Annotated in this window: 10 protein-coding genes; 9 read left to right on the top strand and 1 reads right to left on the bottom strand. The window is 60.0% G+C overall.

All coding sequences use genetic code 11. The features are described from left to right. The first annotated feature begins 223 nt into the window (after positions 1–223). The 9 genes from ACM6IK_RS10385 (at position 224) to ACM6IK_RS10345 (ending at position 11,881) form a co-directional block, all read left to right on the top strand. Complete coding sequence (locus tag ACM6IK_RS10385; RefSeq protein WP_414874222.1) at positions 224–1,486, top strand: ATP-binding protein; 1,263 nt, start codon at positions 224–226, stop codon at positions 1,484–1,486. Next, positions 1,479–2,039, top strand: coding sequence for a response regulator transcription factor (locus tag ACM6IK_RS10380; RefSeq protein ID WP_218429259.1), 561 nt, complete (start codon positions 1,479–1,481; stop codon positions 2,037–2,039). The genes ACM6IK_RS10385 and ACM6IK_RS10380 overlap by 8 nt, the downstream gene beginning before the upstream one ends. A 97-nt stretch (positions 2,040–2,136) precedes the next feature. Next, positions 2,137–3,864, top strand: coding sequence for an ABC transporter ATP-binding protein/permease (locus ACM6IK_RS10375; RefSeq protein ID WP_414874221.1), 1,728 nt, complete (start codon positions 2,137–2,139; stop codon positions 3,862–3,864). A 191-nt stretch (positions 3,865–4,055) separates the two neighbouring features. Beyond that, entirely contained in the window at positions 4,056–4,805 is a 750-nt protein-coding gene (locus ACM6IK_RS10370; RefSeq protein ID WP_414874220.1) for a FadR/GntR family transcriptional regulator, read from the top strand. A 414-nt stretch (positions 4,806–5,219) separates the two neighbouring features. Continuing rightward, complete coding sequence (kdgD, locus tag ACM6IK_RS10365) at positions 5,220–6,131, top strand: 5-dehydro-4-deoxyglucarate dehydratase (protein ID WP_414874219.1); 912 nt, start codon at positions 5,220–5,222, stop codon at positions 6,129–6,131. Between the two features lie 73 nt (positions 6,132–6,204). Beyond that, complete coding sequence (locus ACM6IK_RS10360) at positions 6,205–7,650, top strand: aldehyde dehydrogenase family protein (RefSeq protein ID WP_414874218.1); 1,446 nt, start codon at positions 6,205–6,207, stop codon at positions 7,648–7,650. A gap of 167 nt (positions 7,651–7,817) precedes the next feature. Next, on the top strand, positions 7,818–9,188 hold the full coding sequence (locus ACM6IK_RS10355) for an MFS transporter (RefSeq protein ID WP_414874217.1): 1,371 nt from the start codon (positions 7,818–7,820) through the stop codon (positions 9,186–9,188). 11 nt (positions 9,189–9,199) lie between these two features. After that, positions 9,200–10,753 carry a galactarate dehydratase gene (garD, locus tag ACM6IK_RS10350; RefSeq protein ID WP_414874216.1) on the top strand — a complete coding sequence of 518 codons (1,554 nt, stop codon included), beginning with the start codon at positions 9,200–9,202 and terminating at the stop codon, positions 10,751–10,753. A 186-nt stretch (positions 10,754–10,939) separates the two neighbouring features. Beyond that, positions 10,940–11,881 carry an AEC family transporter gene (locus ACM6IK_RS10345; RefSeq protein WP_414874215.1) on the top strand — a complete coding sequence of 314 codons (942 nt, stop codon included), beginning with the start codon at positions 10,940–10,942 and terminating at the stop codon, positions 11,879–11,881. On the opposite strand, the gene ACM6IK_RS10340 is transcribed toward ACM6IK_RS10345, so the two are convergent. Continuing rightward, complete coding sequence (locus tag ACM6IK_RS10340; RefSeq protein ID WP_414874214.1) at positions 11,878–13,359, bottom strand: PhoPQ-activated pathogenicity-related family protein; 1,482 nt, start codon at positions 13,357–13,359, stop codon at positions 11,878–11,880. The two genes, ACM6IK_RS10345 and ACM6IK_RS10340, sit on opposite strands and share 4 nt — an antisense overlap. Between the last annotated feature and the right edge of the window lie 195 nt (positions 13,360–13,554).

The following is a 13,554-nucleotide window of genomic DNA, read 5'->3' as shown; positions in this document are numbered from 1 at the left end:
TCGAGGCACCTGTAATCCTTGTAGGAGCTGGCTTGCCAGCGAAGAGGGCATCACGACCTGTAATTATCTTGGCTGACACACCGCCTTCGCTGGCAGGCCAGCTCCTACAGGAGGCGTCTTGAAGCATTCCATGCGTGTGGCCGTTTGCCGCACTTTTGCCTGTCAGCCCTCGCGCTTGGTTATACTCCCTGCGATCCGCCTGGAGCGCTCATCAGGAGAGCTCATGCTCGCCCCCGTTCAAATCACTTCCGCCACTCGCCAGAACCTCTGGCGGCTGACGTTCATCCGCACCTTGGTGCTGGCCGCACAGGCCGGTTCCGTGGGCCTGGCCTACTGGCTCGAATTGTTGCCGCTGCCCTGGTTTCAACTGGCTGCGACCCTCGGTTGTTCGATGCTGTTGTGCGTGTTCACGGCGATTCGCCTGCGTACCTCATGGCCGGTGACCGAGCTCGAATACGCCGTGCAACTGGCCTGCGACCTGTTTATCCACAGCGCCTTGCTGTATTTCTCCGGTGGCTCGACCAACCCCTTCGTCTCCTATTACCTGGTGCCGCTGACCATTGCCGCGGTGACGTTGCCATGGCGTTATTCGGTGATCCTGTCGGGCATCGCGCTGACGATGTACACGCTGTTGCTGGCACAGTTCTACCCACTGCAAACCTTCCCGATCGCTCGGGAAAACCTGCAGGTGTACGGGATGTGGTTGAGCTTCGCCCTCGCCGCCGCCGTGATCACGTTCTTCGCCGCGCGCATGGCCGAAGAGCTGCGCCGTCAGGAAGAGCTGCGCGCCATTCGTCGCGAAGAAGGCCTGCGCGATCAGCAATTGCTGGCCGTCGCCACCCAGGCCGCCGGTGCGGCCCATGAACTGGGCACGCCGCTGGCGACTATGAGTGTGCTACTCAAGGAAATGCGTCAGGACCACCATGACCCGATGTTGCAGGATGACCTGAGCGTGCTGCAGGATCAGGTAAAGTTGTGTAAAGAGACCTTGCAGCATCTGGTGCGCGCCGCCGAGGCCAATCGTCGGTTGGCGGTGGAGATGCAGGACGTCACCGATTGGCTTGATGAAGCCCTCAATCGCTGGCACCTGATGCGCCCGGAAGCCAGTTATCGCTTCCAGCGCCTCGGCCAGGGTCCGGTCCCACGCTTGGCGCCGCCGCCAGACCTGACCCAGGCTTTGCTGAATCTGTTGAACAACGCCGCCGATGCCTGCCCCGAAGGGCTGCAAGTGACGCTGGACTGGGATTGGGAAAACCTCACCATCAGCATTCGTGATCATGGTGCCGGTGTGCCGCTGGCTATCGCCGAGCAAATCGGCAAACCGTTTTTTACCACCAAGGGCAAAGGCTTCGGCCTGGGCCTGTTTTTGAGCAAGGCCAGCGTGACACGCGCCGGCGGCTCAGTGAAACTCTACAGCCATGAGGAAGGCGGCACGCTCACCGAGCTGCGCCTGCCCCGTGTCGCCCGAGGAGACGAACATGAGTGAAGAGATCCAAGTCGAAGGCGAAGAACTGCCGCATTTGCTGCTGGTCGATGACGACGCCACGTTCACCCGCGTCATGGCCCGCGCCATGGCTCGCCGCGGTTTTCGTGTCAGCACTGCCGGTTCCGCCGAAGAAGGCCTGGAGCTGGCCAAGGCCGACCCGCCGGATTACGCCGCTCTGGACCTGAAGATGGACGGCGATTCCGGCCTGGTGCTGCTGCCCAAGTTGCTGGAAATGGACCCGGAAATGCGGGTGGTGATCCTCACCGGCTATTCGAGCATTGCCACCGCCGTCGAGGCGATCAAGCGCGGTGCCTGCAACTACCTGTGCAAGCCGGCGGACGCCGACGACGTGCTGGCGGCGCTGCTGTCCGAACACGCTGACCTCGACAGCCTGGTGCCGGAAAACCCGATGTCCGTGGACCGCCTGCAGTGGGAGCACATCCAGCGCGTGCTGACCGAGCACGAAGGCAACATCTCGGCCACCGCCCGTGCGCTGGGCATGCACCGCCGCACCCTGCAGCGCAAACTGCAGAAGCGTCCCGTTCGCCGCTGAACCTGAGCTGAACGAATGCGGGCCATCTCTCGCGACAAATCGAACCGATCATCTATGATCGGTTCGTTTGTGTTCTTTTCTCTATCGAGCCTTATCCATGAATCAGAACGCTGAGTACTCCGCGGTCAACGACGCTGTGCGCGGGCAGTTTTTTCGCAAAGTGTGGGCGATGATCACGCCTTACTGGCGCAGTGAAGAGAAGGTCAAGGCCTGGACACTGCTGATCGCGGTGATTGCATTGTCGCTGATCAGCGTGGGGATCTCGGTGTGGTTCAACACCTGGTACAAGGATTTCTACAACGCCCTGCAAAAGAAGGACGAAGCGGCGTTCTGGCAACTGATCCTGTACTTCTGCGCGATTGCGGCGGTGGCGATCGTCGGTGCGGTGTATCGGCTCTACCTGACGCAGATGCTGACGATCCGCTGGCGGGCATGGCTCACCGAAAAGCATTTCGCCCGCTGGTTGGCCGATAAAAACTACTACCAGCTGGAGCAGGGCGGTTACACCGATAACCCGGACCAGCGGATTTCCGAAGACCTCAACAACTTCACCTCCAACACCCTTGAGTTGGGGGTCGGGTTGCTGCGCAATATCGTCAGCCTGGTGTCGTTCTCGATCATTCTGTGGGGCGTGTCGGGCAGCATTGAAGTATTCGGCATCACCATTCCCGGCTACATGTTCTGGTGCGTTCTGGTTTACGCCGTGGTGGGCAGTTGGTTGACGCATTTGATCGGTCGTCGCCTGATCGGCCTGAACAACCAACAACAACGCTTCGAAGCCGACCTGCGTTTCTCCATGGTGCGGATTCGCGAGAATGCCGAAAGCATCGCGTTGTACAACGGCGAGCCGAACGAAAACCGTCGGTTGAGCGGCCGCTTCGGGATGGTCTGGCACAACTTCTGGGACATCATGAAAGTGTCCAAGCGCCTGACGTTCTTCACTGCCGGTTACAGCCAGGCCGCCATCATCTTCCCCTTCATGGTTGCCGCCCCGCGTTATCTTTCCGGCAAGATCGAACTGGGCGAACTGATGCAAATCAGCTCGGCATTCGGCAATGTGCAGGAGAGCTTCAGCTGGTTCATCAGTGCGTACCAGAACCTCGCTTCCTGGCGCGCCACCTGTGATCGTCTGCTGAGCTTCCACCAGGCCATGCGTGACAACGAAGAGCGTGCGCCGGCCATCGACGTACAGAATTCGGGTTCGGTGCTTAAGGTGCACAACCTCGGCCTCGATCTGGCGGAAGGTCGTCACCTGCTGACCAACGCCGACATGACCGTGGAGGAGGGCGATCGTGTGATGCTCAGCGGTCGTTCCGGCAGCGGCAAGTCGACCCTGCTGCGGGCGATGGGCCATCTGTGGCCGGCCGGCCACGGCAGTATTCGCCTGCCAGCGGCGCGTTACCTGTTCCTGCCGCAAAAACCGTATTTGCCGATTGGCACCCTGCGTGATGTTCTCAGTTATCCACAGGCTGGCGATATCTATCCGAACGAACGCTACGTGAAGGTCTTGGAAACCTGTCGCTTGTCGCACCTGACTGCCCGTCTCGACGAAGCCAACCACTGGCAGCGCATGTTGTCGCCGGGTGAGCAGCAGCGCCTGGCCTTTGCCCGTGCGCTGCTTTATGCACCGCAATGGCTGTACATGGACGAAGCGACCTCGGCGATGGACGAAGAGGACGAGGCCACGCTGTATCAGGCGCTGATCGATGAGTTGCCGGGGCTGAGCATTGTCAGCGTCGGCCATCGCAGCAGCTTGAAGCGCTTCCACCCACGGCACATTCGTATCGAGAATGGCCATCTGGTGGACCAGACCGTGACCGCATAAACACCCCGGTTCCTTGTAGGAGCGAGCTTGCTCGCGATGGAGGCTAACGATAACGCGTGCATTCTGAATAAACGCGGTGCGTTCAAGTCCATCGCGAGCAAGCTCGCTCCTACAAGGGCAAGGTGATCGTACAACCGCGTTGCGTTATGATGTGCTTTCAGCAGCCGAACTTTTCGAGACAGATGTTCACCATGGAAAACCTGAACGACGCACCACGCCTCCCACGCAAGCGCCGCAGCCTCGCTCAGGAACTGGTGACGGTGCTGTCCGAGCAGATCCGCGACGGCCATCTCAAGCGTGGCGACAAGTTGCCCACCGAGTCGGCCATCATGGATGCCCATGGTGTCAGCCGCACGGTGGTGCGCGAGGCGATATCCCGTTTGCAGGCGGCAGGGCAAGTGGAAACCCGCCACGGTATCGGCACCTTCGTGCTCGACACGCCGAGCCCGAGCGGTTTCCGTATCGACCCTGCGACCGTGGTGACCTTGCGAGATGTGCTGGCGATCCTGGAGTTGCGCATCAGTCTGGAAGTAGAGTCTGCCGGGTTGGCGGCGCAACGCCGCAGTCCGGAACAACTGGCCAACATGCGCGCCGCCCTCGATGCGTTGAACGAAAGCGCCGCTCACGCCAGTGATGCCGTGGCGTCGGATTTCGCCTTCCACCTCGAAATCGCGCTGTCCACCGGCAACCGCTACTTCACCGACATCATGACTCACCTGGGCACTAGCATCATTCCGCGCACACGGCTGAATTCCGCGCGCCTGGCCCATGACGACCAGCAGCACTACATGAGTCGCCTGAGCCGTGAGCACGAGGAAATCTACGACGCCATTGCCCGTCAGGATTCCGATGCGGCCCGGGCCGCCATGCGTTTGCACCTGACCAACAGCCGTGAGCGGTTGCGTCATGCGCATGAAGAGGCGCAGGCGCAGCGGGGTTAAGCAATTTGCTTGTCCCCCATCGTCTGAACTACCGCTATCGCGAGCAAGCTCGCTCCCACAGCGTCTTGTGCCGATCACAACATTGAGATCATGCATCCGATCCCTGTGGGAGCGAGCTTGCTCCGGGCGGCGTTCCGACGATAGCGCCATAAGCCATAAAACAAACCAGCAGTTATCCCGCATCTTCCGACAACGTATCTCTGAAGCGCTAGTTTATCCAGGCGCTTCCATCCTGCTTGCCTGCGCTAAAAGCCAATAAAACACGGGCTCGCCGTTCTTCTTGTCGAACAATTTTCACCCACGGCGATGAAATGCAGTTGACGGTTATTTTTTAAGTTGTACGATGACCTACAACTTCGGCGCAGGCTGAACGGTTTTCTCACACATAACGTCGCTACTCAGGGTGTTCGAATAATGAATCCACAAGAACTGAAGTCCATCCTCTCTTCCGGTCTGCTGTCTTTCCCGGTTACCGATTTCAATGCTCAGGGCGACTTCAATCGCGCGGGTTACATCAAGCGTCTCGAATGGCTGGCCCCATACGGCGCCTCGGCGCTGTTCGCCGCGGGCGGCACCGGTGAGTTCTTCTCTCTGGCGGCCAGCGAATATTCGGAAATCATCAAGACCGCCGTCGATACCTGCGCCACCAGCGTGCCGATTCTGGCTGGCGTCGGCGGTTCGACCCGTCAAGCCATCGAATACGCTCAGGAAGCCGAGCGTCTGGGCGCCAAAGGTCTGTTGTTGCTGCCGCACTACCTGACCGAAGCCAGCCAGGACGGCGTTGCCGACCACGTTGAAGCGGTGTGCAAATCGGTCAACATCGGCGTGGTGGTCTACAACCGTAACGTCTGCCGCCTGACCGCGCCGCTGCTGGAACGTCTGGCCGAGCGCTGCCCGAACCTGATCGGCTACAAGGATGGCCTGGGTGATATCGAGTTGATGGTGTCGATCCGTCGCCGCCTCGGTGATCGCTTCAGTTACCTGGGTGGCTTGCCGACCGCCGAAGTCTACGCCGCTGCCTACAAGGCCCTGGGTGTACCGGTCTACTCCTCGGCGGTGTTTAACTTCATCCCGAAAACCGCGATGGACTTCTACCACGCGATCGCTCGTGAAGATCACGCCACCGTCGGCAAGATCATCGACGACTTCTTCCTGCCGTACCTGGACATCCGCAACCGCAAGGCCGGTTATGCCGTGAGCATCGTCAAGGCCGGGGCAAAAATTGCTGGCTACGACGCAGGTCCTGTGCGCGCACCGCTGACCGATCTGACCGGTGAAGAGTACGAAATGCTCGCCGCGCTGATCGACAAGCAGGGCGCGCAGTAACACCCGATAAAACCAGGGCCGCTGAGCAATCGGCGGCTTTTTGCGTGAGGTCTTTTTATCAAGGGGCAGTCCTGTGACTGATTCAAAGCGTTTCGATAACTACATCAACGGCGAATGGGTTGCCGGCGGCGACTATTCGACCAACATCAACCCGTCCGAACTGACCGACGCCATCGGCGACTACGCCAAGGCTGATCTGGCTCAGGTCCACGCCGCCATCGACGCCGCCCGTGCCGCGTTTCCGGCCTGGTCCACTTCCGGCATTCAGGCGCGTCACGATTCCCTGGACAAAGTCGGTACCGAGATCCTCTCCCGTCGCGAAGAGCTCGGCACCCTGCTGGCCCGGGAAGAGGGCAAGACCCTGCCTGAAGCCATCGGTGAAGTGACCCGCGCCGGCAACATCTTCAAATTCTTCGCCGGTGAATGCCTGCGCCTGTCCGGCGACTACCTGCCGTCGGTGCGTCCGGGCGTCAACGTTGAAGTCACTCGCGAAGCCTTGGGCGTGGTCGGTCTGATCACCCCGTGGAACTTCCCGATTGCCATTCCTGCATGGAAAATCGCTCCGGCCCTGGCCTATGGCAACTGCGTCGTGCTCAAGCCGGCGGACCTGGTTCCGGGTTGCGCCTGGGCCCTGGCTGAAATCATCTCCCGCGCAGGCTTCCCGGCCGGTGTGTTCAACCTGGTGATGGGCAGCGGTCGCGTGGTGGGAGACGCACTGGTCAACAGCCCGAAAGTCGATGGCATCAGCTTCACCGGTTCCGTGGGCGTGGGTCGTCAGATCGCCGTCAGCTGCGTATCGCGCCAGGCCAAGGTACAGCTGGAAATGGGTGGCAAGAACCCGCAGATCATTCTCGACGACGCCGACCTCAAGCAAGCGGTCGAATTGTCGGTACAGAGCGCGTTCTACTCCACCGGCCAGCGTTGCACCGCTTCCAGCCGCTTTATCGTCACCGCCGGCATCCACGACCAGTTCGTCGAAGCCATGGCTGAGCGCATGAAGTCGATCAAGGTCGGTCACGCCTTGAAAGCCGGTACCGACATCGGTCCGGTGGTTTCCCAGGCTCAGCTTGAACAGGACATGAAGTACATTGACATCGGCCAGTCCGAAGGTGCGCGTCTGGTCAGCGGCGGTGGTCTGGTGACGTGCGACACCGAGGGTTACTTCCTGGCGCCAACCTTGTTTGCCGACAGCGAAGCCTCGATGCGTATCAGCCAGGAAGAGATCTTCGGACCGGTGGCCAACATCGTCCGCGTCGCCGATTACGAAGCAGCCCTGGCCATGGCCAACGACACCGAGTTCGGGCTGTCGGCGGGCATTGCCACCACGTCGTTGAAATACGCCAACCACTTCAAACGCCATTCCCAGGCCGGGATGGTGATGGTCAACCTGCCGACCGCCGGTGTGGATTACCACGTTCCGTTCGGTGGGCGTAAAGGTTCATCCTATGGATCACGTGAGCAAGGTCGCTATGCGCAAGAGTTTTACACCGTTGTGAAGACTGCCTACATCGGCTCGTAACGCACCATCCCTGCAGGAGCGAGCTTTGCTCGCGATGGTCTTGAGGTCGCGGCGGTAAACCTGATGCCCCGCGTCATCGTTGACCACCATCGCGAGCAGAGCTCGCTCCTACAGGGAACCACCAAAGATTCACCCCGCATAAAAATAATCAGTGGGAGTACATCTACATGCAATCGACCCAAAAGCCGACTCACGTCCGCTATTTGATCCTGCTCATGCTGTTTCTGGTGACCACGATCAACTACGCCGACCGCGCTACCATCGCAATCGCCGGCTCCAGCCTGCAGAAAGACCTCGGCATCGACGCCGTTACCCTCGGCTACATCTTCTCCGCATTCGGTTGGGCCTACGTGGCCGGGCAAATCCCCGGTGGCTGGCTGCTGGACCGTTTCGGTTCGAAAAAAATCTACGCGTTGAGTATCTTCACCTGGTCGCTGTTCACCGTGCTGCAGGGATATGTCGGCGAGTTCGGCATGTCCACGGCAGTGGTTGCGCTGTTCATGCTGCGCTTCCTGGTGGGCCTGGCTGAAGCGCCATCCTTCCCCGGCAACGCACGTATCGTGGCGGCCTGGTTCCCGACCGCCGAGCGCGGCACTGCCTCGGCGATTTTCAACTCGGCGCAATACTTCGCCACGGTACTGTTCGCACCGCTGATGGGCTGGATCGTCTACAGCTTCGGCTGGCAGCACGTGTTCATCGTCATGGGCGTGATCGGTATCATCTTCTCCGGGGTCTGGCTGAAGGTTATCCACAGCCCGCGTCAGCACCCGATGATCAACGATGCCGAATTCAAGCACATCGCCGACAACGGCGGCATGGTCGACATGGATCAGGACAAGGGTAAAGGCAAGAAGACCGATGGTCCGAAGTGGGACTACATCCGTCAGTTGCTGACCAACCGCATGATGCTCGGCGTATACCTGGGCCAATACTGCATCAACGGCATCACCTACTTCTTCCTGACCTGGTTCCCGGTGTACCTGGTGCAGGAACGCGGCATGACCATTCTCAAGGCCGGTTTCATCGCGTCCTTGCCGGCGATCTGCGGCTTCATCGGTGGTGTGCTCGGCGGGGTGATTTCCGATTACCTGCTGCGCAAAGGCCATTCCCTGACTTTCGCCCGCAAGGCGCCGATCATTGCCGGCCTGCTGGTTTCCAGCAGCATCGTGGCCTGCAACTACGTGGATGTTGAATGGATGGTGGTCGGTTTCATGGCCCTGGCATTCTTCGGCAAAGGCGTTGGCGCACTGGGCTGGGCCGTGGTGTCCGACACCTCGCCGAAGCAGATCGCCGGCCTGAGCGGTGGCCTGTTCAACACCTTCGGTAACCTCGCTTCCATCACCACCCCGATCGTCATCGGCTACATCATCAGCTCCACCGGTTCGTTCAAGTGGGCACTGGTGTTTGTCGGCTGCAACGCTTTGGTCGCAGTGTTCAGCTATCTGGTGATCGTGGGCCCGATCAAGCGTGTGGTGCTCAAAGAGCCACCAGCGAACGGTTCTGAAGCCCCTGGCAAATTGTCTCAAGCGCATTCCTGAGGAGCGGCGTCATGCAGTTGATTGAACATTCCGACTCGCCGCGCTACATCCGCCTGCACGAGCGGGATAACGTGGTCATCGTGGTCAATGATCAGGGCGTACCAGCCGGCACCGAGTTTGCCGATGGCCTGGTCACCGTGGACTTCGTGCCGCAGAGCCACAAGGTCACCCTGGAAGACATTCCTGAAGGTGGCCAGGTGATTCGTTACGGCCAGGTCATTGGCTATGCTTTGCAGCCGATTCCCCGCGGCAGTTGGGTCAAGGAAGATCAACTGCGCATGCCGACCGCGCCACCGCTGGACAGCCTGCCGCTGTCCACCGAAGTGCCGGCCGCGCAGGAGCCGCTGGAAGGCTTCACTTTCGAGGGTTATCGCAATGCCGACGGCACCGTCGGCACGCGCAACATTCTCGGCATCACTACCACCGTGCAGTGCGTGACCGGGGTGCTGGATCATGCGGTCAAGCGCATCAAGGATGAGTTGCTGCCAAAGTACCCGCACGTCGATGACGTGGTGGCGCTGACCCACAGCTACGGCTGTGGCGTGGCGATCACCGCCACCGACGCCTACATCCCGATCCGCACCGTGCGCAACCTGGCGCGCAACCCGAACCTGGGTGGCGAGGCCTTGGTGATCAGCCTGGGCTGCGAGAAATTGCAGGCTGGGCAGGTGATGCACGACAACGACAGCTCGGTGGATTTGAGCGAGCCTTGGTTGTACCGCTTGCAGGACTCCAGCCACGGCTTCACCGAGATGATCGAGCAGATCATGGAGCTGGCCGAAACCCGTTTGAAGAAACTCGATCAACGTCGCCGGGAAACCGTGCCGGCGTCCGAGCTGATTCTCGGCATGCAATGTGGCGGCAGTGATGCGTTCTCCGGCATCACCGCCAACCCGGCGCTCGGTTATGCCTCGGACCTGCTGCTGCGGGCCGGTGCGACGGTGATGTTTTCCGAAGTCACTGAAGTGCGCGATGCCATTTATCTGCTGACCTCCCGCGCGGAAAACCAGGACGTCGCCCAGGAACTGGTGCGGGAAATGGACTGGTACGACCGCTACCTGGCCAAGGGTGAAGCAGATCGTAGCGCCAACACCACGCCAGGCAACAAGAAGGGCGGGTTGTCGAACATTGTCGAGAAGTCCTTGGGCTCGATCGTCAAGTCCGGCAGCAGCGCGATCAATGGCGTGCTTGGCCCTGGCGAGCGTTTCAAACGCAAAGGCCTGATCTTCTGCGCGACCCCGGCCAGCGACTTTGTCTGTGGGACCTTGCAGCTGGCGGCGGGGATGAACCTGCATGTATTCACCACCGGTCGTGGTACGCCTTACGGGTTGGCCATGGCCCCGGTCGTCAAGGTCTCGACCCGGACCGAACTGGCGCAACGCTGGCCGGACCTGATCGACATCGACGCCGGGCGTATTGCCACCGGCCGCGCATCGATCGAGGAATTGGGCTGGGAGCTGTTCCACTACTACCTGGATGTGGCCAGCGGCAAGAAACAGACCTGGGCCGAGCAGCACAAGCTGCATAACGACATCACCCTGTTCAATCCGGCGCCGATCACTTAAGACCGAGTCGCCTGCTTCGCGAGCAAGCCCGCTCCCACACTGGATTGTCGTCGCGCACAAATTTTGTGTTCGACACTGATCAAATGTGGGAGCGGGCTTGCTCGCGATGGCGATCTACCAGACGCCAACGTCTTCAGTGGCTTATCATTAGCCCCCTAACGACGCCCACCCCAAGGTCCTCCCGGCATGCTGGCAATTTTCCTCGAAACCCTGAACATCACCGCGCCGGTGTTTGCCATGCTGTTTCTGGGGGTGCTGCTCAAACGCATCGACTGGATCAACGACAACTTCATCCACACCGCGTCGGCACTGGTGTTCAACGTCACCATGCCGGCGCTGCTGTTTCTGGGCATCCTGCATGCCGACCTGCACGCGGCATTGCAGCCGGCGCTGCTGATCTATTTCTCCGTGGCGACGCTTTTGTGTTTTGCCATTGCCTGGGGCTGGGCGATCTGGAAGTGTCCGCGGGAGGATCGCGGGATCTACACCCAGGGCGCCTTTCGCGGTAACAACGGGGTCATCGGCCTGGCGCTGGCGGCGAGCATGTACGGTGCCTACGGAATTTCCCTCGGGGCGATACTCGCGGCGCTGGTGATCCTGTTTTACAACACGCTCTCGACTATCGTGCTGGCGGTCTACAGCCCGGTGATCAAGTCCGATCCTTGGAGTATCTGCAAAAGCGTGTTCAGCAATCCGCTGATCATCAGCGTGATTGCGGCGGCGCCGTTCGCCTATTTCAAGATCGGCTTGCCCGGCTGGCTGGAGACCTCCGGCCAGTACCTGGCGCAAACCACGCTGCCGCTGGCGCTGATCTGCATTGGCGGCACGCTGTCGCTGGCAGCGCTGCGCAAAAGCGGCCACATGGCGCTGAGTTCAAGCCTGTTGAAGATGATCGGCCTGCCGGTGCTGGCGACGCTGGGGGCATGGCTGTGGGGCTTTCGTGGGGCGGAACTGGGGATTCTGTTCCTGTACTTCGGCAGCCCGACCGCCGCTGCCAGTTTCGTCATGGCCCGGGCGGCGGACGGCAATCACGAGTTGGCGGCGGCGATTATCGTGATCACTACGTTGATGGCGGCTGTCACCACCAACATCGGGATCTTCTTCTTGCAGTGGGGTGGCTGGATTTAGCGCCCCTGTTCGTCGGCCAGGGTTTTGCACACCGGTTCGATAACCGGAGGCGCCTGGGTCGGATAGTGCGTGGGCATGACCTGCACCGGGGTTGTCGCGACGAAGCCATCGGCAAAGGTCGTTTCGACAAAGGTCGCTTTCCAGCCATTTTCCGGTGTGTCGATCTGCATGTCGGCATTGAGCGGGTCTGTGAGCTTTACGTCTTCAGGCACGTACTGGACGCCACAGGGGTGACGAAAGTCCCGGGCGACCGGATTTATCGCCGTCCATTGAACGACTCGCACCGGTGCCTCGGAAAAGTGCAGCCCCACCCTTCGTGTTGAAGCGTGCGGAGTCGAGCGCATGGAAATGACCGGCAAAGGCTTGTCCTGTTGCCAGCGATTGATGACCGGTATCAGCGAGTTCTCGACGAAACGATTGATGCCGTAGTGGCTGGCATTGGGCGCGATTCGCAAGGCTTTCGGGCCGGGTAGCTGATCGAAGAAAAACTGTGAATTGTCTGGCAGGAAAAAATCGTCGCTGCTGGCATTGACGATGTATTTCGGGATCGTCAGGCGATCGGCATAGCGGGTTTGCAAGTAGCTTAGCGGATCTTCGATTTTCATCAGGTGTGCGAAGTTTTCAGTCTTGATTCGTTGGGTAATACCCTCGTGATGGTAGTCAAAAAATGCCAGTGGCCAGTTCTTTCCGTAGGCCTGCCAGGTATGTTCAAGCACACTGTCGGTGCCCAGTACGTCGATCACAAACGGCACGATGGCCTTGATCCGCTCATCGGCAATCGCTGCCAGCCAGGTGGCCCAGCCACGTTTTGATGCGCCGCTGGCAATGAAACGGTCTATTCCCCAGGGTTGCAGCTCCTTTTGCGCGAGGTCCATGGCCTTGATCATCGACACCACCATGGGTAGGCGCACCGACATGTACGGGCGCTGATGCGGGTCATCGAGAAAGAGCTTCCAGCTGTGGGCGACGCTGGCATCTTCAGTGCGCGCAATGCCGTCGTCGGTATAGGTCAGGTACTGGTTCGGAACGTTGCTGACTGAAATGACAATCGTGCGTGTTTTACGCGCCACTTCAAGTGCCATGGCTTCGGTAAAGTCCGTCGGCTCGTCGGCGTTGTTTTGCCCTGCGTTAGGGGTTCCGTTATTGGCCACCAGCAGCGACTGGCCGCGCACGGCATTGTCCGGGATGTAGATGTCCACGGTGTGTATCCACTGTGCGGGGCTGACCAATCCTTGTGGCGACCATTGCTGGGAGGACAGGTCGAAACTGCGCTTTTCCACACCTGGAAATGACGTGTTGCCTTTGGCGGTGTAAACCAGTGGCCTGGCGCCTTCGGCTTTCGTGTAGCAGGCAAGCACTTCGCTGAAGTCTTGATTGCTGGCCTCGAAACACGCCTGGGCAGAGGCATGTATCGAGCTGCTGACGAGCAGGCTGGTCAAGATCAATTTCGACAATACGAACCTGGCGTTCAATCCCATGAGAACCTTCCTTGTAAAGCGGGGGAGAGGTCCGGGTCCTGATTGCTGCAATGCTGCACCGACCATCCCCCAAGTGGATTATTGTCGGCGCAGTGTGTCGAAAAGAGGTGTGGGCGAACAGGTTTGGCGGGGCGTCTTTTATTGTCGAAATATGTGGTTGAACCCTTCAACCACAAGGGTTACCGAGGGCGGCGA

The organism is Pseudomonas sp. IT-196MI5 (assembly GCF_949767415.1).
Classification (GTDB): domain Bacteria; phylum Pseudomonadota; class Gammaproteobacteria; order Pseudomonadales; family Pseudomonadaceae; genus Aquipseudomonas.
The sequence above is the reverse complement of the archived record's forward strand: the minus strand, read 5'-3'. Positions and strand labels throughout refer to the sequence as shown.